General features: G+C 42.2%; 23 protein-coding genes and 2 pseudogenes. 10 read left to right on the top strand and 15 right to left on the bottom strand.

What is annotated here, in order from left to right:
* Positions 1-60 precede the first annotated feature (60 nt).
* Genes DB729_RS08350 through DB729_RS08340 form a run of 3 tightly spaced genes read right to left on the bottom strand, consistent with a single transcriptional unit; the run spans position 61 to position 2,524 of the window.
* Complete coding sequence (locus DB729_RS08350) at positions 61-684, bottom strand: TetR/AcrR family transcriptional regulator (protein WP_033583593.1); 624 nt, start codon at positions 682-684, stop codon at positions 61-63.
* Between the two features lie 39 nt (positions 685-723).
* Complete coding sequence (locus DB729_RS08345; RefSeq protein WP_109290244.1) at positions 724-1,806, bottom strand: ABC transporter permease; 1,083 nt, start codon at positions 1,804-1,806, stop codon at positions 724-726.
* A 1-nt stretch (position 1,807) separates the two neighbouring features.
* Positions 1,808-2,524 (bottom strand): ABC transporter ATP-binding protein, encoded by a 717-nt coding sequence (locus tag DB729_RS08340; protein ID WP_033583589.1) that lies wholly within the window; start codon positions 2,522-2,524, stop codon positions 1,808-1,810.
* Between the two features lie 228 nt (positions 2,525-2,752).
* Between DB729_RS08340 and DB729_RS09550 the strand changes: the two are divergent.
* The 3 genes and pseudogenes from DB729_RS09550 to DB729_RS08325 form a co-directional block, all read left to right on the top strand.
* Positions 2,753-2,887: pseudogene (locus tag DB729_RS09550) on the top strand (low temperature requirement protein A); the annotation flags it as partial.
* Between the two features lie 81 nt (positions 2,888-2,968).
* A pseudogene (locus DB729_RS08330) lies at positions 2,969-3,211 on the top strand (TetR/AcrR family transcriptional regulator); the annotation flags it as partial.
* Between the two features lie 107 nt (positions 3,212-3,318).
* Positions 3,319-3,558, top strand: a complete 240-nt coding sequence (locus DB729_RS08325; protein WP_243830660.1) for a hypothetical protein — start codon at positions 3,319-3,321, stop codon at positions 3,556-3,558.
* A gap of 241 nt (positions 3,559-3,799) precedes the next feature.
* Here DB729_RS08325 and DB729_RS08320 read toward each other — a convergent pair whose 3' ends face one another.
* Both DB729_RS08320 and DB729_RS08315 read right to left on the bottom strand, forming a co-directional pair.
* On the bottom strand, positions 3,800-5,047 hold the full coding sequence (locus DB729_RS08320; RefSeq protein WP_109290243.1) for a carbohydrate-binding domain-containing protein: 1,248 nt from the start codon (positions 5,045-5,047) through the stop codon (positions 3,800-3,802).
* 285 nt (positions 5,048-5,332) lie between these two features.
* Positions 5,333-5,896 (bottom strand): sugar O-acetyltransferase, encoded by a 564-nt coding sequence (locus DB729_RS08315; protein ID WP_109290242.1) that lies wholly within the window; start codon positions 5,894-5,896, stop codon positions 5,333-5,335.
* Positions 5,897-6,083: 187 nt separating this feature from the next.
* Between DB729_RS08315 and DB729_RS08310 the strand changes: the two genes are divergently transcribed.
* From DB729_RS08310 to DB729_RS08300, 3 genes are read left to right on the top strand one after another with little or no spacing between them, the layout of a single operon-like run.
* A complete protein-coding gene (locus DB729_RS08310) occupies positions 6,084-6,392 on the top strand; it encodes a rhodanese-like domain-containing protein (RefSeq protein ID WP_000468875.1) in 309 nt (102 codons plus the stop codon).
* Between the two features lie 20 nt (positions 6,393-6,412).
* Complete coding sequence (locus DB729_RS08305; protein ID WP_109290241.1) at positions 6,413-8,068, top strand: FAD-dependent oxidoreductase; 1,656 nt, start codon at positions 6,413-6,415, stop codon at positions 8,066-8,068.
* Positions 8,058-8,354 (top strand): rhodanese-like domain-containing protein, encoded by a 297-nt coding sequence (locus DB729_RS08300; protein WP_084872143.1) that lies wholly within the window; start codon positions 8,058-8,060, stop codon positions 8,352-8,354. The genes DB729_RS08305 and DB729_RS08300 overlap by 11 nt, the downstream gene beginning before the upstream one ends.
* 305 nt (positions 8,355-8,659) lie before the next feature.
* Here DB729_RS08300 and DB729_RS08295 read toward each other — a convergent pair whose 3' ends face one another.
* On the bottom strand, positions 8,660-8,917 hold the full coding sequence (locus DB729_RS08295) for a metal-sensitive transcriptional regulator (RefSeq protein ID WP_000185161.1): 258 nt from the start codon (positions 8,915-8,917) through the stop codon (positions 8,660-8,662).
* 147 nt (positions 8,918-9,064) lie between these two features.
* Between DB729_RS08295 and DB729_RS08290 the strand changes: the two genes are divergently transcribed.
* From DB729_RS08290 to DB729_RS08280, 3 genes are read left to right on the top strand one after another with little or no spacing between them, the layout of a single operon-like run.
* On the top strand, positions 9,065-9,685 hold the full coding sequence (locus DB729_RS08290) for a GTP pyrophosphokinase (protein ID WP_009729517.1): 621 nt from the start codon (positions 9,065-9,067) through the stop codon (positions 9,683-9,685).
* A gap of 9 nt (positions 9,686-9,694) precedes the next feature.
* A complete protein-coding gene (locus DB729_RS08285; RefSeq protein WP_109290240.1) occupies positions 9,695-10,369 on the top strand; it encodes a response regulator transcription factor in 675 nt (224 codons plus the stop codon).
* Entirely contained in the window at positions 10,370-11,602 is a 1,233-nt protein-coding gene (locus tag DB729_RS08280) for a sensor histidine kinase (protein WP_109290239.1), read from the top strand.
* A gap of 113 nt (positions 11,603-11,715) precedes the next feature.
* Here the strand turns inward: DB729_RS08280 and DB729_RS08275 are convergent, their stop codons facing one another.
* From DB729_RS08275 to DB729_RS08235, 9 genes are all read right to left on the bottom strand, one after another.
* Complete coding sequence (locus tag DB729_RS08275; protein ID WP_109290238.1) at positions 11,716-12,570, bottom strand: VOC family protein; 855 nt, start codon at positions 12,568-12,570, stop codon at positions 11,716-11,718.
* 110 nt (positions 12,571-12,680) lie between these two features.
* Positions 12,681-13,718 (bottom strand): aldose epimerase family protein, encoded by a 1,038-nt coding sequence (locus tag DB729_RS08270; RefSeq protein WP_000649407.1) that lies wholly within the window; start codon positions 13,716-13,718, stop codon positions 12,681-12,683.
* A 145-nt stretch (positions 13,719-13,863) separates the two neighbouring features.
* Positions 13,864-14,859, bottom strand: coding sequence for a tagatose-bisphosphate aldolase (lacD, locus tag DB729_RS08265; protein ID WP_025169605.1), 996 nt, complete (start codon positions 14,857-14,859; stop codon positions 13,864-13,866).
* A gap of 10 nt (positions 14,860-14,869) precedes the next feature.
* The gene (locus tag DB729_RS08260) at positions 14,870-16,036 is read right to left on the bottom strand and encodes an SIS domain-containing protein (protein WP_033606297.1); all 1,167 of its coding nucleotides are present in this window, start codon (positions 16,034-16,036) and stop codon (positions 14,870-14,872) included.
* Positions 16,037-16,305: 269 nt separating this feature from the next.
* Positions 16,306-16,710 (bottom strand): PTS sugar transporter subunit IIA, encoded by a 405-nt coding sequence (locus tag DB729_RS08255; protein WP_109290237.1) that lies wholly within the window; start codon positions 16,708-16,710, stop codon positions 16,306-16,308.
* A gap of 3 nt (positions 16,711-16,713) precedes the next feature.
* Positions 16,714-17,535, bottom strand: coding sequence for a PTS system mannose/fructose/sorbose family transporter subunit IID (locus tag DB729_RS08250; protein WP_000185285.1), 822 nt, complete (start codon positions 17,533-17,535; stop codon positions 16,714-16,716).
* Entirely contained in the window at positions 17,522-18,427 is a 906-nt protein-coding gene (locus DB729_RS08245; RefSeq protein WP_109290236.1) for a PTS mannose/fructose/sorbose/N-acetylgalactosamine transporter subunit IIC, read from the bottom strand. Before DB729_RS08245 ends, DB729_RS08250 begins: the two co-directional genes overlap by 14 nt.
* A 26-nt stretch (positions 18,428-18,453) precedes the next feature.
* The gene (locus DB729_RS08240; RefSeq protein ID WP_000156968.1) at positions 18,454-18,930 is read right to left on the bottom strand and encodes a PTS sugar transporter subunit IIB; all 477 of its coding nucleotides are present in this window, start codon (positions 18,928-18,930) and stop codon (positions 18,454-18,456) included.
* Positions 18,927-20,714 (bottom strand): glycoside hydrolase family 35 protein, encoded by a 1,788-nt coding sequence (locus DB729_RS08235; RefSeq protein ID WP_109290235.1) that lies wholly within the window; start codon positions 20,712-20,714, stop codon positions 18,927-18,929. Before DB729_RS08235 ends, DB729_RS08240 begins: the two co-directional genes overlap by 4 nt.
* 280 nt (positions 20,715-20,994) lie before the next feature.
* On the opposite strand from DB729_RS08235, the gene DB729_RS08230 reads away from it, so the two are divergent.
* Entirely contained in the window at positions 20,995-21,753 is a 759-nt protein-coding gene (locus tag DB729_RS08230; protein WP_162281877.1) for a GntR family transcriptional regulator, read from the top strand.
* The last annotated feature ends 255 nt before the right edge of the window (positions 21,754-22,008 follow it).

The following is a 22,008-nucleotide window of genomic DNA, read 5'->3' as shown; positions in this document are numbered from 1 at the left end:
ATGTCTTTTTTAGCTTGTTTGAAAGTTAAGTAAATAAACCTTAGTTCTTCTAGAACTCCCTTATTTCCACAAACCACCTAAAATCTGTTTTTCTAATAAGTCTAAGTCTTCCTCTTTTATTTCTCCATTGTCGCTAACGATATAAAGCTGAGCGAAGTAAGCCAACAATGGACCAACACCAATACGAACCATTTGAGGAATCGTTAACTCTGGATTTACACGTGGATCTGCTAGCAATTCCTTATGAAGCACTCGAAGTTTATCTTGAATAGCATTCCAGATAAAAATCTGTTCATTTTTTAGTTTTTTATTTGAAAAACTCTCTTGCAGAATGATTTTCATCAAAGCACGATTTTTTTTGAGATAGCTCATACGATTGTGGACGAGATAACGAACCCTCTCTTCTGTCGTTTCAAAAGCTAAGAGTTCCTCAAAAAAACTACCGAAAATGCCTGGGACTACAGGATGTAAAATAGCCGTCAGTAGATCATCCTTCGTCTTAAAATACTTAAACAAAGTTGCCTGGCTTAGTCCAGCACGCTCAGCTATGTGAAGAGTTGAGGTCCCATGGTAACTCCTGGTTGATATGAGATCCACTGCTGCCTGCATGATTTTTTTCTTTCCTTGAGGGTAATTCGCTTCTTCTAAGTAATCTTCAAACGATTCAAAAACAGTCTTATCCATCTAATCTTCACACCTTTTTAGCATTATTTATGTTGATTTCTAAACTTTACGATAACGACGTAATCCAACAATATTGAGAATTGTTAAAATGATCAAGAAAATCATTAAAACACCAAGATTTGGCAAAATATCACCAAGATTGTGTCCGTAAAGAATAATCTGGCTTATTGCATCACCAGAATAGGTTAATGGCAAAAATTTCCCCACAGTTAGAGCCCATTCTCCCATGGATGACAATGGAATAATTCCTGAGAAAAAAAGTTGGGGCATAATCACGAGAGGAATAAATTGCATCATTTGGAATTCTGATTTTGCTAGAGTAGACAAGAGAATTCCAAAAGCTAGTGCTACAAGAGCCAGTACCACATTAACTATTATAACATTTAAAATACTTCCTACAACTTCTACATCTAGTAGCCAAATTGCTGCTAAAACGACAACTGCCGTTTGAAAAATCGCAATAATACCGTAAGACAACATATAGCCATAGACGATTTCAGATCGTTTCACTGGTGTTGCTAACAAACGTTCTAGTGTTCCACTGGTGCGCTCTTTCAAAAGCGCCATACCTGAAATCAAAAAGACAAAGAAGAAAACTACAAAACCTATCAAAACCGGAATCATACTGGTAAAGAAGCTTGTATTTTCATCTCCATACTGGTAAGACTCCTTGATTTCTGGTGTTTTTGCGTCCGAGTCCAATTGTGGAAGAGCTTGTTTAACACGAGATACTAACTGATCGGTGCCTTCACTGGCGATACTTGTCCGTAACACTTGTCGTATCATAGATGTTTTGGAGGCGTCTGTGTTTGCGTAGTCGACCTGGTACTCACCGTTTTTATAAGAAATCACAGCATCGACTTTTTCATTTGCTAGCGCTTCTTTGGCTTGATCTAAGTCTTGATAAGTCTCGACGTCCACATGATCGAGCTCATCCATTTTCGTTACCAAACCAGTTGGTAGATCCTGTGTTGCTAACTTGACATTCACGGTTGTACTAGCTGAAAACATGAGGTTCATCAACCACATGATAAAAACAGGTGCTATAAACATCAGGGCTAGAGTTCGTTTGTCACGAAGCAATTCTTTGATAACTTTTTTAGCAATAGCAATGGTTCTCATTTTACTCACCTTCTGCTTTTAAAAATACTTCTTCAATACTTGAAACTTGATAACTTTCTTTTAAGTGTTGCGGTGTATCAAAAGCAATGATTTTTCCGCCTAATAATAAGCCGACCTTATCCGTCAACTCTGCTTCATCCATAACATGGGTAGTAACTAATATCCCAACCCCATTGTCTCTAAACGCGAATAATTCTTTCCAGATTTTCTTTCGAAGAGAAGGGTCGATTCCAACTGTCGGTTCGTCCAAAATCAAGAGCTGAGGATTCCCCAGAAGCGCGATGGCTAAAGACAAGCGTCGCTTCATTCCTCCAGAATAACCGGATACCGTTTTATTCAAATGCTCTGTCAGATCTACAACTTGAGCCACATGGGCAATTTCAGCTGTCAGATCTCTTTTGGATAGCCCTTTTAGCTGACCAAAAAATTCTAGATTTTCTTGACCTGACAAAGCCTCATATAAGGCATCTGACTGGGCCATATAACCAATATCTCCTAAAATATGGCGATTGGGCATAGTGTGATTTAACACTAAAGCTACGCCTCCATCAGCCTTTTCCATTCCTAACGTAGTCTTAATCATAGTTGATTTACCAGCACCAGACGGACCAATTAATCCTATAATTTCTCCTGTCTGCAATTCAAAGCTGACATGATTCAGAACTATTTGATGGTCAAAAGATTTTACTAAATCTTGTAAATGTAGTAATGTTTTCATTTACTTTCTCCTTGGTGAGTGATTGATCACTTACTAAATATAAACCCATTATAGTGAGTGGTCACTCACTTGTCAAGAAAAAATCTGAATTTTTTTAAAAATAAAGCACCAGATATTATTATCTGATGCTTATAATGGATAGCTATTGCTTTTAGAGCTGTTTCTAAATCTCTTCTCGATACTCTGAAATGGTCTTTCCTGTCCACTTTTCAAAGGCCTATTCTTCCCCTGCTTTTCTCAGCCAATCCTACCATCGTCATTGCTATCGCAACTCTAATGACCTTGGCGATGGAAATTCATTTTACTCATTTTTATATGAAACAGACTAAGAAATTTTCAAGACCTAATTGGGAGTTGTTCTAAACAGACTAAAACTCCTACACTTGTACATGAATAGATACTTTTATGGTAAAATGAGCATAAATCTTATGATATAGTATTTCTATGAAAGAAAACAAGACCGATGCCCGTGTCATCAAAACCAAACAACGAATCGAAGCTACTTTTTTAAGAATGTTAGCTGAGATGCCATTTGAAAAGCTGACCACAACTCTCCTTATAAAGGAGTGCCTCATCAGCAAAGGGACCTTTTATGCACACTACCTAGACAAGTATGACTTGGCAGAGCAACTGATTGACCGAGAATTGCAACTCTTTGAGACACTTCTGACGCAGCGTTTTGAAAACAAGCAAACAAGTCTAGAACAACTCTCTCAAATGGCGACGAAGCGCTCCCTTCTAAAGTTCACCCTGAACATTTTGTATTTGCTGGGGTGCACGGTGGACAGGAAGTGATGAAGTTGATTGGAGAGTACGGACAACCAACTTATCAAAAAATCTTTATCAGTCTAGATGCTGAAAAACCAGTCATTCCTGATGCTGATACAAAAATTTCTATGGCAGGTGATACTGCTACTCTCATGCCCGATCCAAGCCTTGATATCAAGATGTATGGTATGCATCAGTTCAAGATGAAAAAAGGTGGACTCCGCATCAAATTAGGCGTCTTTTCCCCAGAAGCAATCTCAAGCTAGATGGAGTTCGGTCACCAGGAACACCTAGCAGTTGAATTTTTTAATTCCCTCACAATCGCCTATCAAAACAAAACATTTAAGGGGAAACTACTCAACACCCTCTTAAAATTCAAGTAAACAAAAACGGGGGACTGAACAATTTAGCCTTTGAAAGCTAGGATTATAAAACCACTCGTAACATATCAATCTATCACCCATATAAAAAGATAGCCATTCTAATTGAATGCTATCCTTTTTTTGTTTATCCCTGTCCACCAGAGACTGGACCGCCAGGACCTCCATTTCCTTGAGGACCTCCATTTGGGCCGCCGCCTCCAGGCATAGAGTTGACGATTTCCGTTTGTTTTTCGCCGTTGAGATAGATATCCCCGCCTGTGTAGGTCGCTGTTCCATCAAAGTCAAAACCTGTTTGACCAATCATTTTAATGGTTCCACCTGTAACCGTGATATCCCCGTTTGAGTCGATTGGGTCTGTATCCCCTTGACCAACTTCTACTGTCAGATTCCCACCGTTCATAGTGAAGAAGATTTCACTCTGTTGGGCATTTTTGTTAGCTGCATTGACTCCATCATCTGTCGCATAGACATTGATATCGCCGTCGTTTATGGTGATGGATTTTCCTTCTATCCCTTCTGTTGAATTCTTAACGGTATAGGTACCGCTATCAATCACTAGGTTACCAGAAGCGTGAATTCCATCATCTCCTGCTGTGACTGTTATGGTATTGTTAGCCAAATACATATTGCCGACAGTCATATCGTCATCATTGTCAACCTTGACCCCATCCTCTTTGGCATCGATGGTCATGGTCGTACCAGTGATATTGAGTTCATCATTAACATTAAAGGCATCGCCAACTGCTGTGATGTTATAGGTTCCACCCGTGATGTGGAGGGTGTCGTTGGCCTTGATACCATTGTTTTTCTTGCCATCTACATTGAGAGTTCCTTTCCCGTTGATGGTCAAATCCACCTTAGAAAAGAGAGCTGCGTCTGCTTTTTCGTCGCTGTTAGAGCTTGAGTCAGAGAGACTGTTGGTGGTTCCCTCTGCTAGAGTCAAGTAGACATGGCCAGCTGATGTCGCTGAAATCGCTGCATTTGTATTGGTCATGGTCGCACCTTTTAGGACTAGGTGAACATCTGCAGACTTATCTGCCTCGACCTTGATCTGCACTCCGTCAGACTGACCTGAAATCACATAGGTCCCAGATTTTGTGATGGTCACTGTGGATTCAGAGACTGTCACCCCATCTCCAGAGACGTTTGCTGATGAGCCAGATAACTCAATCTTAGAAGCTGTGCTTTCATCATAAGAGGTATCATTGTCCTTCTCTGTAAAATAGGATGATTGGCTTGTCTTTGTTGCAGTTGTTGTGGCACTATTTGTCGTTGCATTGGTATTGGATGTAGTTGTTGACTGGGCACATGCTGCCATCAACACCATTGCCGTTAAACTCGTTGCGAGCAGGGTCCATTTTTTTGATTTCATACCTTTTTCCTCTCCTTCGTATGATATAGCTAGACAGTCTACAGAAGATTCCTGAAACAAAACTAAAACTTTTCTGAAAGTTCCCTTAAATTCAGTTTCAGTTACGTTTCGCTTAGTAATTTTTTAGAAAGGACTGCTAAAAACAATTTTTGAACTCTAGGCTACATTTAATAGGTTTTTTAACACAACATTCTTCAGTGCGATGTCTCCTTGACCAAGAAAGCTAGAAAGAAGAAAAATTTATAAGAATTAAGCTCATAAAAAGAACAGCCGAGGCTGTTCTTTTTAGTTTTCTTTCACAGGGATTTCCTTAATTACGCGCGCAGGATTGCCGCCTAGGACAACATTGTCTCCAAAGGACTTGGTGATAACGGCCCCCGCTCCTGCAACTACGTTATTTCCTAGTGTCACTCCAGGAAGAACAATGACACCACCTCCAGCCCAGAAATTGTCACCGATGGTGATGGGCTTGCCGTATTCGACCCCTGAATTGCGTTCATGCGGGTCCAGTGGATGAAGAGGTGTTAGAAACTGGCAGTTGGGACCAATCATGGCATTGTTCCCGATGCGAATCGGACAAACATCCAGCATGGTCAAATTCCAATTAGAATAAAAATTTTCCCCGAGATGGATATTGATACCGTAGTCCACCATCAAGCGAGTATTGATATAAAGATTTTGCCCGGTTGAACCAAACCAAGTCTTGATGATTTCAGCTCCCTTCAAGGAATCTTCTTCCTTGTTAAAGGCAGCCTGTTTTTGGCGAGAAGCCTGCCCCAAGGTCCGTAATTCTGGGGCCGACGGACGATAAGGCTCCCCTGCTATCATTTTCTGGTATTCACTGGTCATCTTTATACCTCACACTTACTTTGACGCCATCATATCAAAAAGACTTTGAAAGGTCAAGAATAAGCTGGTCTAGGACTTCTTTCTGAACTCTCGAAACCATTCCCCATCCCAACTCAAAACAACTTGCTTGACAAAATCTTAACTTCATGGTTTAATATACCCCATAAGGGTATATTTGGAGGTGCCTATGTTTCACTTATTATTTACAAAAATTGACAGTATTTCTACCAGCGAGTTAGAAGCTAAACTCAGAGAACCGATTCAGCTACTGGATGTTCGGACGCCTACGGAATTCCATAGAGGTCATATCAAAAATGCCAAAAATGTCCCTCTATCCGAAATCGGATCTTATACACCAGCGACAAAAGAAACACTTTATGTCATTTGTCATTCTGGTGTGCGAAGCAAACTAGCTGCGAAGAAGTTAAAGAAAAAAGGCTACGATGTCATCAATGTCCGAGGCGGTATGAGTGCTTGGACAGGCAAGGTCATCTAGATGTATAAAGGAGAAAGTCAATGAAAATTATCATTGTCGGGGGAGTTGCAGGCGGAATGTCAGCAGCAACCCGTCTCAGACGTCTCATGGAAGACGCTGAAATCACTATTTTTGAGAAAGGTCCCTTTGTTTCCTTTGCAAACTGCGGACTTCCTTACTATGTTTCAGGAGAAATTGCAAACCGTGATAGTTTATTGGTCCAAACTCCTGAAAGTCTCAAGGCCCGCTTTAATCTCGATGTGCGACCATTTCACGAGGTCATCCAGATTTCGCCAGCAGAACACACTGTGACAGTGCGACACGATGGACAGGAATTCACAGAAAGCTATGACAAGTTGATCCTCTCCCCAGGGGCTAAACCATTTGTTCCTACCATTGAAGGCTTGGCAGAAGCTAAGAACGCCTACACGCTCCGCAATGTTCCCGATCTCGATGAAATCATGGCAGCCTTGGACAATCATCCAAAAGAAGCTGTCGTTATCGGTGCAGGCTTTATCGGGCTTGAAATGGCTGAAAATCTGGCCAAACGTGGATTGCAAGTTACTATCGTTGAGAAAGCACCCCATGTCTTGCCACCATTAGATCAAGAAATGGCAGCCTTTGTCCAAGCAGAATTGCTGGCAAATGGTGTTCGCGTTATCACTTCCCAGTCTGCAACTCGATTTGAAGACCAAGGAAAAGTCATCGCTCTCGAAAACGGTCAAAAGATCACTTCTGACCTCACCATCCTTTCTGTCGGTGTTGAACCTGAAAATGGACTAGCTAAGGCTGCAGGGATTGAACTGGGACTTCGTGGTGGGATCCTGGTCGATGAACATTATGAAACCAGTCAAAAAGATATTTTTGCAGTTGGGGATGCCATCGTCGTCAAGCAAGAGATTACGGGCCAAGACGCCCTCATCTCTCTCGCTTCTCCTGCCAATCGTCAGGGACGCCAAGTGGCGGACGTCATCGCAGGACTCGGGCGTACAAACAAGGGCAGTATCGGCACTGCTATCGTTCGTGCCTTTGATATGACAGCTGCTTCTACCGGTCTCAGCGAGCGTATCCTTAGCATGAATCAACTTCCTTACAAGGCACTTCATGTCAGCGGTAAAGACCACGCTGGTTATTATCCTGGCGCTACTGATATGACCTTGAAACTTCTCTTTGACCCAACCACTGGAAAAATCTATGGTGCCCAAGGAGTTGGGGAAAAAGGTGTTGACAAGCGAATTGATATCCTAGCAACTGCTATCAAGGGAAATCTCACCGTCTTTGACTTACCAGAATTGGAGTTCACCTATGCGCCACCATTTGGCTCTGCTAAGGATCCCGTCAATATGCTGGGCTACGCAGCCTTGAACCTTATCGAAGGTCTCAGCGACAATATTCAATGGTACCAGCTCGAAGACGAACTAGCCGCCGGTAAGAAATTCCTAGATGTACGGACAAGTGGCGAATTCCAGAGCGGTAGACTCAAAGTCGATACCATCCACATCCCCCTAAACGAACTACGGGAACGCTTGGACGAACTGGATAAGAACCAAGCCTACATCGTTAGCTGCCATAGTGGTTTGCGCAGCTATATCGCAGAGCGTATCCTCAAACAAGCAGGATTTACCGTCCAAAACCTTGACGGCGCTTATTCACTATACAAAATGGCTAATCCAGAAGGAGTAGAGTATGGAAACTAGTATCAGCATGGCTGACTTTTATGAAAAATATCAAAATGAAAATCTAGAGCTTATCGATGTCCGTGAAGTACATGAATTCCAAGCAGGACATGCACCAGGTGCCAAAAATGTTCCGTTAAGTACCTTAGAACAAGGCTACAAAGAACTCAAACCTGACCATGCATATCATGTCATCTGTCAAGGTGGAGTGCGTTCTGCCTCTGCCTGCCAATTTCTCAGCGCCCAAGGTCTCACCGTTATCAACGTAGAAGGTGGTATGAATGCTTGGCCTGGGCAAGTAGAATAAGCAAAAAAAGCTGAGCAACAACTCAATTTCAGGAGAAAATGAAGTAATACTAAATGAAAATCAAAGTGCAAACTAGGAAGCTAGCTGCAGGCTGTACTTGAGTACGGCAAGGTGAAGCTGACGTGGTTTGAATTTGATTTTCGAAGAGTATAAATCTCCCCACAATAAAACGCATACTATCAAGGTTTTTCAACATCTGATAGTATGCGTTTTTTAATTTTAAAGACTTTTTCCAGCCTCGCTTGATTCACATTAAACTATCCTAATAGTAGAGATCTTTGCAACTATCGTCTCAAAAAATTAGTTTATTTCCGTTTAATCAAGTATCGGATGGCCTTTTCTAGGCGTTCCTTTTGAGCCTCGGGATCATCTAGTGGTTGGTTGATGCAGGCGGTGAGATTTTCCGTAATCATCATCTCAATCACGCGCTCAACACTCGATTTCACTGCTGTCAATTGCGTCACAATATCAGCGCAGTCACGATCTTCTTCTATCATCTTTTGAATCCCACGCAACTGGCCCTCTGAACGTTTCAAGCGTGTTATATACTTTGAGTTTGTCATTTCTTTTTCCTTGCTCGATTTTTCTTCATTATATCTCGAATAAGGGGCTTTGTCAAAATTCTCATCCCATCTGTCTTTGTAGGAACTTATCTCATATCGGTGTTTTCATGATATAATAGTAAAAAACTGTTCAGAATGGACGTTCTTATGAATTCTATCTATGATAGCTGTGAAGCCTATTTACCCATCATCTTGCAAACCTTTATTCAAGACATAGAAGAGGCCGCAGCCAATTACAAAAAAGAAACCAACCTCAAACTATATGAGCATTTGCATGCGCGCATCAAAACAGAAAAAAGCATGCGTGAAAAATGCCAACGCAAGGGCCTTCCTCAGACAAGTCAATCTGCTCTTAAAGAAATACGAGATGCTATTGGCGTTCGAATTATCACAGGCTTTACAGATGATATCTACCGCATCGTAGAGTATATTCGCCAGATGCCAAGCATCCATATTTTCAAAGAGAAAGACTATATCCGTCAGGTCAAACCCAACGGCTACCGTTCCTATCATCTGATTCTAGAGGTGACCACTCCCTATCCAGACTGTCTGGGAAATGACCAGGGTACCTATTTTATCGAGATTCAACTGCGCACAATTGCTATGGACTCCTGGGCTAGCCTCGAACACCAGATGAAATACAAGAAAAACATCCAAAATCCTGAGCGAATCACGCGCGAGCTCAAACGTTGTGCCGATGAGCTTGCTTCTTGTGACTTGACCATGCAGACCATCCGTGATTTGATTCAGCGCTCTGATCAAGACTAAGGAGAACCTATGAAAATCCTACTTGCCGAAGATGAAACCCAACTAAACCGTGTTATCACTGTTGCGTTAGAACGCGAAGGCTACAGCGTTGATTCTGTTTTTAACGGACAAGACGCTGTCGAAAAGGCTAAATCTAACCACTATCACCTCATGATTTTTGACATCATGATGCCAATTAAAACTGGAATCGAAGCCCTCAAAGAAATTCGCCAGGCAGGCAATACGACTCACGTCATCATGTTGACAGCCATGGCCGAAGTGGATGACCGCGTAACTGGACTTGATGCAGGTGCTGACGACTACTTGACCAAACCTTTCTCGCTCAAGGAACTCTTAGCTAGACTCCGTTCTACTGCACGCCGCCTGGAAGACTACACCCCGGATACAGTCCAATTAGGAAATACTCGCTTGGATATTGAGGAACAAGAATTGGCTGCTACAAACAGCATTCGTTTAGGGAAAAAGGAAACCCAACTCTTGACTCTCCTCATCCAGCACGCTAACCAACCCCTCAGTTGTCAACAACTACTAGAGCAGGTCTGGCCAGATGAGCTGGAAGAACAGGATCACGAGCTCGTCTTTCTCTATATCTCCTACCTACGCCAAAAACTCCAAAGTGTCCAGTCTAGCTTACAAATACTTGGAGCTGCAGAAGGCCCCTTCCAATTGACAGGAGGTGACTAGATGTTTCGAAAACTTCGTATCAAATTTATCGCAACGGCCACTCTTGCCATTGCTCTGATTCTAACCTTCTTTCTAGTCTTGATGAATAGTATCGTCTACACTCAGACGGAGGGTAACATCCACACCGTCCTCTCTATCTTAACCAAGAATGAGGGCGAACTTCCTATTACAGACGAAATCAAGGAAAGTCTGACTGAGAAAAATATCCAAGAAGGAATTGTCTACAATTTTCAATACTTCTCCGTCAGAGAAAAGGAAAATGACTACGCCATCTCCCTCACAAATGTCCAGTCCTTAACTGAGGCTGAAGTCAAAAGTTTTCTCCCAAACATCCTCAAAAAGCAAGAAACTTATGGTTCTATTACTCATAAGGGACGCTATTTTACCTACCAAGTGAGCCAATCTACGACTGGGAAACTACTGGTTTTCTTTGAGACAACTAACTATATCCGCGAACGCGACACCCTACTTCAGGTCTCTATCTGGCTGGCCCTAGCTAGCTTACTCCTCCTCATACTGCTCTTCACCTTGATTTCAGGGATTGTCATTCGTCCTTTTATCAAAAACTATGAAAAACAACGGATGTTTATCACCAATGCAGGACACGAACTCAAAACGCCTCTAGCCATCATTTCGGCCAATACCGAGCTACAGGAGTTAATGGAGGGAGAGACTGAGTGGAGTATCAGCACTAAAGAACAGACGGAACGACTCAACCACCTGATTGGAAGACTCATCCGACTTGCTCGGCTCGAGGAGCAAGAGGATATCAAATTAGCTCCTCAAAATATCTCCGTCATCGCTGAAAAGGTTGCCTCAGATTTTGCTCCTCTCTTTACCAAAGAAGATAAAAAATTTGAAAGTTCTATTGAAGCAGACGTTGTAGAAAAAGTAGCCCAAGAAGAATTTTATGAGCTTCTTAGCATCCTTCTTGACAATGCCCGAAAATACTGCGATCCCGCTGGAACAATTCGCTTGACACTCCAACGCAAAAATTACCTACTACGCAAACGAACCTGCATCACTATTTCTAATGATTACAAGGATGGACAAGCAGCTAATATTAAGCGTTTCTTTGATCGCTTTTATCGTGCGGAGACTTCTCACAACAACCAAACCATATCTGGACACGGAATTGGCCTCTCCATGGCTCAGCATCTCGTCAGCCTATTTAGAGGTAAAATATTTGTCACCTACAAAAAACAAGTGATTACCTTTACAGTCTGGTTATAGCTATAGCTCTTTTACCCTTTATCATTTCATAAAAAAGCGAACAAGTCCGCATTCTAAAAACAGAATACGAGCTTGTCCGCCTTTTTCTATGTCTATGATGTGTTTTTCATATCTCATCGTGCCAAGCGAATACGGGTCACAATCCCATCTGGATCTACCAAATCCAACTCACTCGAATTTAACCACTTGATCGGTGCTTCTAGCTCTTGTGCTTGCTTAACGATGTTCAAAAGTTCCTCCTTGCTTTCGACCTCAAGGACATAGTAGACCAAGCCCGGCAAGCCTTGTTCACGCGGAGCTAGCCCTTTTCCAGCCCATTCGTTGACAGCCAGGTGGTGATGGTACTGACCAGCCGCTATCCAACTAGCACTAGGAATGCTAAATTTATCTTCTAGCCCTAACACCTTTTGATAAAACTGACTCGCCGCGCGGCTATCCTTCACCGATAGATGGATATGCCCCATTCTCGTCCCTTCAGCTAGGATAAAGGGATCCACCTTTTCCCCTAACTCATAGATATCCTGTGCCGCAAGGGCTTCGGTCACACCGATAATGCGGCCGTCTTCTCGAATATCCCATGAAGACACTGGCTTATCACGGTAGAGTTCAATGCCATTTCCTTCCAAATCCTCTAGATAAAGAGCCTCGCTGTATCCATGATCTGCACCCCCAACCAGAGGAATGCGTAAATCACTTAGGTGTCTCAAGACATCTGCCAAGGCTTTTCGTGTCGGCAACAAAATCGCCAGATGGTAGAGTCCATAATACTCCCTTACTTCCCCTGTCTTTTCTGCCTGAATCAAGTGAACCAAGGCTTTTCGACCAAGTCCCAAAATCGCTTCTGTCTCTGTTTGGGATAAAATCTCCAAGCCAATAATCTGGTGATAAAAAGCCGTTTGACTCGTCAAATCCTTGACATTTAAAACAGCCTCTGCTAGATAAATGTGGCTTTGGTATGCATAAGTCATCGGGTGTCTCCTTTCGTTTGTTGTAACTTAATTAATTACATCAATTATACACTATTGAGATAGAATGTCAACGAAGACAACTCAAAAGAGCTGGAAACCAGCTCTTCTTTTTATTTCACAACAAGCTCGTAACGAGTTTTGCTGGTGAAGGTTTCCCCTGCTTTGAGAATGACTTGGTCTTTGAGGTCGCTATGAATAGCATCTGGTAAAGCCTGCGCTTCAAGGGCAATCCCATTGTGCTGTACCATTGGCTGACCAGCTATGAGCACACTCTCATCCACAAAGTTTGCTGTGTAGACCACAAAACAAGGGGCCTCTGTCTTGAAAAGCAGGAAACGACCTGAGTTTTGGTCATAAAGAAAACCAGCATTGTCATGACCTGCAGGAAGGGCAAATGGGTGATCCAAACCAGATACCAACTGGATTTGCTCATCGTCCTCTGCAAAGATGTCCTTCAACAAGGCTCCATTGTAGATATGTTTCACCACATCACGAGTAGCATCTGGAGTCTTAGCCGGAACACCGTCCGGAGCGATTGGGTAAATGCCCTCCGTATTTAGCTGGAAGACATGGCGGTCAATTGTCTGCGTAAAATCACCAGACAAGTTGAAGTAGCTGTGGTTGGTTGGATTGACAAGCGTATCCTGATCAGTCGTTACCTTGTAGCTGACTTCGTAAGCACCAGTCTCTTCCAAGTGATAGCTGATCCAGATCTTGAGATTACCAGGAAATCCTCCTGTCCCGTCTGTACGCTCTGTGTAGAGAGTCAAGCCATGGTCGCTCACCTCTACCAATTCAAACAAGCTCGAATCCCAACCTGTTGAACCACTGTGGTTACAGTTGCTGGCATTGTTGACTTCAAGATTATAGGTCTGACCATTGAGCTCAAATATCGCACCTGCAATACGGCCTGCTACAGGACCTACACTTGCTCCATGCTTGGGACTATTACCTACATAGCTATCAAAATCATCAAAGCCCAAAATCACATTGGCAAAATTTCCAGCCTTGTCAGGTGTGACATAGCGCAAGATAGTCGCACCATAGGTCATAATTTCTAGTTGGTAGCCACTGTCAGTCTCAAAGCGATAGGCCAAGACATCCTTGCCCTCATGATTTCCAAATACACGCTCTGTGTATGCTTTCATTTTTGTCTCCTTTAATCCATTTCTCTTAAGTAAACAAACCATAGAAAGTGTATGCACCATCTATGGTTGTAGTTTCTATTTTCAGAATCCTTTGTCAGAAAACCTAAGCATTTGCTTAACAAAAAGGGATTCTTCTATACCTGTTTTATGCTTCTACACGTTCAGTCCATGAAGTCGCTGTGGTTTGGAGAACCTTGTTGAGTTCGTCAATGTTCTCAAAACCTGTTGTGCGTAGCCATTCACGAGCTGCTGCCTCACCGTCTTTGATGTAGGCTTCAACTGATCCAGCCCAAGTTGCACGGCCGCAAAGAACACCGTTGAAGTTTGCGCCTGATTCGTGGGCAAAGACAAGTGTTTCTTGGAAGAGTTTGGCTGATACTCCCGCACTCAAGTAGATATATGGCAAGTTAGTTGCTTCATCTTGTGCTTTGAAGAAGGCTGCTGCTTCTTCACGAGTATGGACGATTTCTCCATCACCAAAGCCTTCAACGTATTTGACGTTGACTGGAACTTCCACTTTCAAGACATCGATGTTGAAGCGTGGGTCTGAAAAGACCTTCATGGCACCGATAACCTTGTGTGGTTTGACTTTAGCGTATTCTGCAGAACCTGCGTCAGCGATTTTTTCATCGTAAGCAAGGATTTCAAGGAAGAATGGAATGTCCTCTGCCACACACTCAGAACCGATGCGTTCGATGTAGGCTTGTTTTTCTTGGTTGAGTTCGTCAGCGCTGTCTACGTCATAGTAAAGCAAGAATTTGACTGCATCTGCACCTTGTTCTTTAATGCGTTTTGCAGACCAAACATCTAAGCAGTCTGGCAAGCGTTTGGTGCTTGTTGTGTCGTAGCCAGTTTTCTCATAAGCAAGGAGAAGACCGGCATTGGCATCAAGCGCTTTTGTAGCTGGGAGACCATACTCAGGGTCAAGAAGCATAGAGGATGCGTATTTTGTCAATTCATCTGCAACCAAGACCTTGAGTTCTTCCATTTGAGCCACTGTTGGTTCCTCTGTTTGGTATTGAGCCATGAGGCGTTTCAAAGCACCACGTTGGTCAAAGGCAAGAGCTGAGATGATGCCGTTCTCGTCAGAGAGTTTTTGCAGGCAAGCTACTTTATTGGGACTTAATTGTAATTTACTCATAGACACTTCCTTATTTTTGATAGTCATGAATGATCACACCTTGTACCACACGGTTTACGGTACCAGTAGGAGACGGCGTATCTGGTTTATTTTCTACCTTGAGTGAAGTCAATAGGGCAAAGAGTTGGGCATATACGATATAAGGGAAGACACGGTAAATATCGTTCAAGACACCGCCACAACCAAGGGATACTTCTTTGACATTTTCAAGACCAAAGGCTTGATCACTTAAGAGCACAACACGACGAGCAATCTGGTCACCAGCCACTTCACGAACCAAGTCCAAGTCGTACTTGCGAGTGTAGTCTGTTGTTGTGCCAAAGATCAAAACAACTGTATCTTCATTGATAAGAGATTTTGGACCGTGACGGAAGCCAACTGGACTTTCATACATGGTCGCAACTTGACCAGCTGTTAGTTCCAAAATCTTCAACTGAGCTTCATGAGCAAGTCCAAAGAAAGGACCAGCGCCCAGGTAGATAACACGGTTAAAGTCGAGGTCAACCAGCTCCTTGACATCTGCTGCATTGTCTAGAACTTTACGCGCAAGGCTAGACACAACTTCAAAACGTTCAGCTTTCACAGCAAATTCTGTAGGGTCAAAGACCAAGAGAGCTGTTAGCATCATGGACGTAAAGCTAGAAGTCATGGCAAATCCAGCGTCATTGGAAGCAGCTGGTTGCAAGAGCAAAAGATTGCGGTCATCGCCATGAGCTTGAAGAGCTAATTTCCCTTCTGCAGCACATGTAATGGTCACTTGATAGAGGTCATCCACCAAGGCTTTAGCCAAATCAACAGTCGCCACACTTTCAGGTGAATTCCCACTACGAGCAAAGGAAACAAGGACAGTCGCCACATCTTTTTTCAAATAAGTTTCTGGATTGGCTACGATATCTGTTGTCGCAATAGCATTGAAATTCCATTTGCGTTCGTCATAGACTTCCTTAAAGTATGGTACCAAGGTATCTCCCACATAAGCAGAAGTACCAGCACCCGTCAAGATAACCTTGATATAGTCATGTTTATCAGCGATTCCTTTCAGAAAGGCTGCAATTTCTTCCCGTTTCGCTTGATAGGCTTCAAAAGCCTCTTTCCATACATCAGGCTGTTGGTAGATCTCACGAGTCGTGATTTCTGCACCCAGTTCAAGTAATTCTTCTTTTGTGTAATTTAGCATAGAGTTCCTCTAATCTATTGTTGTTTCATTCCTATTGAAAATATGGGAATGGGATTGACTCCCATTCCCATGTATATTCTATACAAGCTGTTCTAACGATTTTCACGTTGTCACATCTTATACTCAATGAAAATCAAAGAGCAAACTAGGAAGCTAGCCGCAGGCTGCTCAAAGCACTGCTTTGAGGTTGCAGATAGAACTGACGAAGTCAGTAACATCTATACGGCAAGGCGACGCTGACGTAGTTTGAATTTGATTTTCGAAGAGTATTATTCATCTTCGTCATCATCGAAGCCTGCTAACAGATCATTGACTTTTACAATGCTTTCTGCACCACGGCTCTTATAGTCCGCATCTGCACCTGTAAGGCTCGCATTGATAAATTCAATCACCATTGGCAGATTCATTCCCGCGTAGAGTTCGATGTCGCGACCTTCCATAATCAAACGGCTTACCACGTTACAAGGTGTACCACCGAGAAGGTCCGCAAAGACTAGGAAATCATCCAATCCTTCGATAGCAGCTTCAAATTTTGCAGTAAATTCTTCTGGACCATCTTCTGGAAGAAGAGCCACTGCATGAATGTTGTCTTGTGGACCCATAATCATTTCCGTGCTACCTTTAAGTTCTTCACAGAAACGACCATGACTCACCAAAATTAACGATTTCACCATAAATTATGCGCCCATTCCAAGCAAGAATTTACCGATGAATGAAAGACCTACTGCAAGAACGATAATGATACCGATCGCTTTAGTAGAGTTCATACCTTTCTTACCAAGCAACCAGAAGATAAAGGCAGTAAAGATTGCTGGAAGCAAGCGTGGGAAGATTGAGTTCAAGATGTCTTGGAAATCAATCAATTTTTCACCGATTGGCAATTTGTAAGAAATCTCAAAGTTGATCATTGTTGCTACAAGAGCACCCATCATGAAGACACCAAGTACAGATGCAGCATCAATCAAAGCTGTCAAAGTACTTTGCATGTTGTTGATAAGGTTAACCCCTTCTTTGTAGGCAAATTCCAATTGTTTCCAACGGAAGATGTCATATGCAACTGCAACTGCGATCCAAAGGAAGATACCCCATGGTTGGCCAGCGATAGCCATAGTTGCTGCGATAGATCCCATGATAGCAGGTACAAGTGAACCAAAGATTGTGTCTCCAAGAGGAGCGAATGGTCCCATCAAACCTGTCTTGATACCGTTAACGGCATCTTTTGAACCTACACCATCTTTTTCTTCCATGGCAAGGTCAAAACCAGCGATAATTGTGTGGAAGAATGGAGAAGTATTGAAGAATTGAGTATGAACTTTCATCATTTCTTTCAATTCAGGTGTTCCATCCCCATACATTTTACGCAATTGAGGCAAGATCATGTAAAGGTAACCAGAAGCTTGCATACGCTCATAGTTCCAACCTAATTGGAAAGTAAACAAGCTACGTTTGTTGATTTGATTAAAATCTTCTTTTGTTAGTTTGTAATTAGAATTCGTCATCTTCGATTTCCCCACTTTCTGATGGTGTAGAAGGTGCTGCTACAGCAACTTTTTGGCTGTTCTTGAAGTGAACAACTGCAAGGAAGATACCCACGATAGAGATACCGATCATAGACAATCCTTTGAAGTTGTTAACAAAGCCAATTTTTTCAGCAACTTCAGCAGGAAGAGTGCCAATGATTCCAGCAACTGCTCCACCAAGACTTGTTACGTTTGAGTAAAGAACAGTCAACATAGCTGTCAAACCGAATCCCATAGCAAGGTAGTGAAGGTTACGTTTAACTGGAAGGTAACGAAGCAAGATTGCAAATCCAAGACCTGGAAGCATACGTCCTGCAAGTGTCAAACCATCTGCAATCCATTGATATTCTTTAACAAGGTCTACTACTGATTGTACGAAAGCGCCACCAAAAGCAAGAGCGAAGAATACTGGAAGGGCACGAGAAAGAGCCCAAGGCACTGCACCAAGTAGGTAGTTGCGTTCGATACCTTTGTAGTCAAAGCGTTCGATCGCAGCATCAATACGGTGTGCAAAGAAAGTAGTTGTCATACGTCCAAGAACGTCGAAGTATGTCAAAAGTGCTGCTACTGGTACAGCGATTGTTGTGATTGCAAGATCTGTATCAATACCTTGAGAGATAGAGAATGCTGTTGCAAGAACCGCACCAGAAGTTGCATCGATACGAGAAGCACCACCGAAGGTACCAACCCCGAGAACGAACAACTGCAAGCTACCACCGATAAACAGACCAGTTGTCACATCTCCCATGATCAAACCAGTAATGAAACCAGCGAATACAGGAGAACCTGCAGATGAAACGATTGTCAACTCATCACAGATTTGATAAGCTGAGTACAAAGTGAGAAGTAAAATTTGCCACCATTGTATCATAACAATGACCTCCTAAAAATTTTTTCCTATTTTAACAAGCTCAAAAAGTCTGAAACTGGATCATTTGGAACCATTTGAGCAGTGAGTTTTACACCTTTTTCTGCTAGTTTGTGGAAGTCTTCCACATCCTTGTCTACCACGTTGATAGAACGTGTGATAGAGCGAGTTTCTGGTGTTTGAGACATATTGCCGACGTTGAGTGTTTCAAGCGGAACACCTGCTTCGACCAAACCAAGGAAACGGTCTGGTTTACGTGCAACGATAAAGAGACGTTGGCTATCGTATTTACCAGCAAGGATATTTGCTGCTGCTTTCTCAACTGGCAAGATACTGAGTTTCACACCTGGTGGTGTCGCAAGTTTCAAACCACTCTTTTCAATATCGTTGTTAACAACTTCGTCGTCTACAACCATAATGCGTGAAACATTTAGTTTTCCAGCCCAAAGATTGGCTACTTGACCGTGGATCAAACGTCCATCGATACGGCATCCTACAATTGTCATAAGTTTTCCCCCTTTATGTGTTTTAGTGTAGGTTTACGAGTTAAATGAATCTCTTCTTTATATTCTCCCTCAGTTTCAAAGATGATGATGCGATTAGCACCTTCCTTGAGATAGCTATGAGGGATATAAAGTGAGAGGGTCGGGCCGACGTTCCAGAAACGCCCTAGGTGACGCCCATTGACAAAGGCAACTCCCTTACCAAACTCAGACAAGTCTAAGTAGGTATCCTTCGGCTCTTCGGCCGTAAAGTCGAAAGCGTAAAAGGCTGGTTGTCCCTCTGTCCATCCTTTTGAAAAATCAATCTTCTCAGGATTATCCAGTGGCAGTGGATATTGTTTCCAATTCAGTAAGAAATGTAGATCTTTGCAGACACCTGTACGAATTCCTTTATGTTGCGTATCTGCTAAGAACTTGTGTCCATAGTTAACACGCCCCATATTTTCGATCAGGATATCAATCTCTGAACAGCCTTCTCGGTTTCCCTGACAGTAGATGTCTTCACCAATCTCTGTCTGGTATTGAGTAGCAATCCATTGACCATCTACAAATAGTTGAGCTCGGTCACGTCCATCGATGATACGGAGACGTTCCTCTTCTGCATCCCAACTTGCCTCAGTGCGGTAGAGAAGGTAGCCATAGCTTTGACCAAGTTCTTCCATCGCTTTTGGATAGAGGCTTTCAGTAGGACTAGAGAGACTATCCAGAGTTTCAAACAAGGAAACTTTTTCGACCAATGGAATGGACCCTATCTCCATGCTTTCCTTATAGAGTGGTTCCAACTGTGGATACTCTGGGAAGTGTGTTGCCATCATCTTCTTGACTGCTAGGTATTTAGCAGTTGGATTTCCTTCTTCATCGAGAAGGGCATCATAGTCGTAAGATGTGACTTGTGGCAAATCCAGAGTCCCTCTAGCCGAGCAACCATTCATGAAACCAAAGTTTGTTCCACCATGGAACATGTAAAGGTTGATAGAGCCTTGCTCCAATACCTCTCGAACAGCTTCTGCCAATTCTTTAGGATCCCGTGTGATAATGGGTTCTTTCCAACGGTTGAACCAACCATCCCAGAATTCCATACACATGAGAGGCCATTTCTTGCCATGCTCATCAAAGAATTCTTGCATTTGTGAAAAGTTGTAAGGAGCCTTAGAACCGAAGTTCCCTGTCACAAAGAGGTCATCTTCGATCAAGGTTCCGGCTTTCAGAGTAGCCCTCCATGGACCATCTGAAGTAAAGAGTGGGCAATCAATCCCTCGTTCTTCCATCAATTTTCGAATTGCTCGTAGATAAGACTTATCTTCTCCATAGGAGCCATATTCATTTTCGACTTGCATCATGAGAATATTCCCACCATTATCCAACAAACGAGGCACAAGCCTTGGCAATAATTGGTCATAATAGCGAGCAACCGCCTCGATGTAGGCCGGGTCGGACGAGCGGATTCGCATGTCCTTGGTCAAGAGCCAAGCCGGCAAGCCACCAAATTCCCATTCCGCACAGATAAATGGAGACGGGCGTACAATGGCATAGAGACCCAAATCTTGTGCTATTTGAAGAAACCTCTCCAAATTTCTGGCACCTTCAAAATCAAATTCCCCTTCAACGGGTTCATGTAAATTCCAAGCCACATAGGTCTCGACCGTATTAAAGCCAAGCGCCTTTAAGTTATAGAGAGAATGATACCAATCCTCTGCTGGAATCCTAAAATAATGAATGGCGCCAGACAAAATCTTGAACGGCTTCCCATCTAAATAGAAATCGTCCTCAATTTTAAATCTTGTCATGTTACCACCTCTGACGAATTAAGTTTGCGCTTTCATTTATTATAATATTAAATATAATCAAATCTTTTGCATTTGTCAATAGGTTTTAGAAAATTCTTTAAAATTTTTCTATTTTTTTACTTACCATTTACCAAAATTATCTAAAAATAGCATGAAAGCGATATTTTAATGTATGATAATTCACAAGGTTATAAAATGGAATTTTTTACATGTAACATAACATTTTTAGTCTATTATTTTAATTTTTTTTTACCTAAATACTACTATTTTGTCTGTATTTATGGTAGAATCAAAATTGGAGAAAGAGAATCGAGGTGAAATTATGGCTATTCCAAAATACCAATATATTAAAGATGAATTAAAAAACAAAATCATCTCTGGTCAATTTGCAAGTGGAGATAAATTTTATACAGAAGCAGAATTGATCGCGATGTATGATGTTAGTTCAATCACTGTTGTGCGTGCTTTGAATGACCTTGCAAAAGACGGCTATATTGTCCGCCAACAAGGGAAAGGGACTTTTGTTTCTCGTGCCCGCAAGCACAAACTCGTTGAATTTTCAGATGTCGAAATCTTTGAAACAAAAGATGATAAAGTCACTGTCCTTTCTATCGAGCGCGGAAACAAGCTTGAATACCTAGAGAAGCTTGGATTACGTGGAGATCAGTTCTACTACAAAATTGAACGTACCCGTCAAACAAATGGCGTAACTTACATCTACCACACATCTTATATTCCTGAACAATACATCAATGCCAACTATCCAAATCTTGACTATTATAGTTCTATCTATAAACGCTTCAAATTGGATTACCGCATTCACATGAACGATGAACATTTTGAGGAAATCAATGAAATCGCATTTCCAACACCAGAGCATGTTGCTTCTGTACTTGGAATCGATACGCAATTTCCAACTGTCTTCCAAACGAAGACTACTAAACTTGAGGCTACTGGCCAAGTCCTCGCCTATAGTGAAACGTATAAGCGAGCAGACTACTACAAAATTAAATTCCTCTCATGTAATCGAGGTCATTAAGAGAAAGCTTGAGCCCAGCTCAGGCTTTTTCTATACCTATTATAGCATGAGGCCGAGGCTATGGAAATGCTCTGAAAGGTTCTTATTTAATTAGTAGCGTTTTTACTAAAAACAAGTTAAATATCGGCTTTCTCTTTCTTATTTCTGGAAATAATTTTCTTCTAAATCTTATGATTTCCTCTATTTATTATAGTTCTTATATAAATGTACTTGACATTTTACTCCTTAGATAATAAAATAAAATCGGTTTTATGT

It is taken from the genome of Streptococcus halitosis, assembly GCF_003143695.2.
GTDB classification, from domain to species: Bacteria; Bacillota; Bacilli; order Lactobacillales; family Streptococcaceae; genus Streptococcus; species Streptococcus halitosis.
This window is presented reverse-complemented; position numbering and strand designations above follow the sequence as displayed.

Excerpts from the sequence above, each read along its gene's own strand:
- DB729_RS08350 (WP_033583593.1), bottom strand. The coding sequence starts at position 684 with ATGGATAAGACTGTTTTTGAATCGTTTGAAGATTACTTAGAAGAAGCG.
- DB729_RS08345 (WP_109290244.1), bottom strand. The coding sequence starts at position 1,806 with ATGAGAACCATTGCTATTGCTAAAAAAGTTATCAAAGAATTGCTTCGT.
- DB729_RS08340 (WP_033583589.1), bottom strand. The coding sequence starts at position 2,524 with ATGAAAACATTACTACATTTACAAGATTTAGTAAAATCTTTTGACCAT.
- DB729_RS08325 (WP_243830660.1), top strand. The coding sequence starts at position 3,319 with ATGAAGTTGATTGGAGAGTACGGACAACCAACTTATCAAAAAATCTTT.
- DB729_RS08320 (WP_109290243.1), bottom strand. The coding sequence starts at position 5,047 with ATGAAATCAAAAAAATGGACCCTGCTCGCAACGAGTTTAACGGCAATG.
- DB729_RS08315 (WP_109290242.1), bottom strand. The coding sequence starts at position 5,896 with ATGACCAGTGAATACCAGAAAATGATAGCAGGGGAGCCTTATCGTCCG.
- DB729_RS08310 (WP_000468875.1), top strand. The coding sequence starts at position 6,084 with ATGTTTCACTTATTATTTACAAAAATTGACAGTATTTCTACCAGCGAG.
- DB729_RS08305 (WP_109290241.1), top strand. The coding sequence starts at position 6,413 with ATGAAAATTATCATTGTCGGGGGAGTTGCAGGCGGAATGTCAGCAGCA.
- DB729_RS08300 (WP_084872143.1), top strand. The coding sequence starts at position 8,058 with ATGGAAACTAGTATCAGCATGGCTGACTTTTATGAAAAATATCAAAAT.
- DB729_RS08295 (WP_000185161.1), bottom strand. The coding sequence starts at position 8,917 with ATGACAAACTCAAAGTATATAACACGCTTGAAACGTTCAGAGGGCCAG.
- DB729_RS08290 (WP_009729517.1), top strand. The coding sequence starts at position 9,065 with ATGAATTCTATCTATGATAGCTGTGAAGCCTATTTACCCATCATCTTG.
- DB729_RS08285 (WP_109290240.1), top strand. The coding sequence starts at position 9,695 with ATGAAAATCCTACTTGCCGAAGATGAAACCCAACTAAACCGTGTTATC.
- DB729_RS08280 (WP_109290239.1), top strand. The coding sequence starts at position 10,370 with ATGTTTCGAAAACTTCGTATCAAATTTATCGCAACGGCCACTCTTGCC.
- DB729_RS08275 (WP_109290238.1), bottom strand. The coding sequence starts at position 12,570 with ATGACTTATGCATACCAAAGCCACATTTATCTAGCAGAGGCTGTTTTA.
- DB729_RS08270 (WP_000649407.1), bottom strand. The coding sequence starts at position 13,718 with ATGAAAGCATACACAGAGCGTGTATTTGGAAATCATGAGGGCAAGGAT.
- lacD (WP_025169605.1), bottom strand. The coding sequence starts at position 14,859 with ATGAGTAAATTACAATTAAGTCCCAATAAAGTAGCTTGCCTGCAAAAA.
- DB729_RS08260 (WP_033606297.1), bottom strand. The coding sequence starts at position 16,036 with ATGCTAAATTACACAAAAGAAGAATTACTTGAACTGGGTGCAGAAATC.
- DB729_RS08255 (WP_109290237.1), bottom strand. The coding sequence starts at position 16,710 with ATGGTGAAATCGTTAATTTTGGTGAGTCATGGTCGTTTCTGTGAAGAA.
- DB729_RS08250 (WP_000185285.1), bottom strand. The coding sequence starts at position 17,535 with ATGACGAATTCTAATTACAAACTAACAAAAGAAGATTTTAATCAAATC.
- DB729_RS08245 (WP_109290236.1), bottom strand. The coding sequence starts at position 18,427 with ATGATACAATGGTGGCAAATTTTACTTCTCACTTTGTACTCAGCTTAT.
- DB729_RS08240 (WP_000156968.1), bottom strand. The coding sequence starts at position 18,930 with ATGACAATTGTAGGATGCCGTATCGATGGACGTTTGATCCACGGTCAA.
- DB729_RS08235 (WP_109290235.1), bottom strand. The coding sequence starts at position 20,714 with ATGACAAGATTTAAAATTGAGGACGATTTCTATTTAGATGGGAAGCCG.
- DB729_RS08230 (WP_162281877.1), top strand. The coding sequence starts at position 20,995 with ATGGTAGAATCAAAATTGGAGAAAGAGAATCGAGGTGAAATTATGGCT.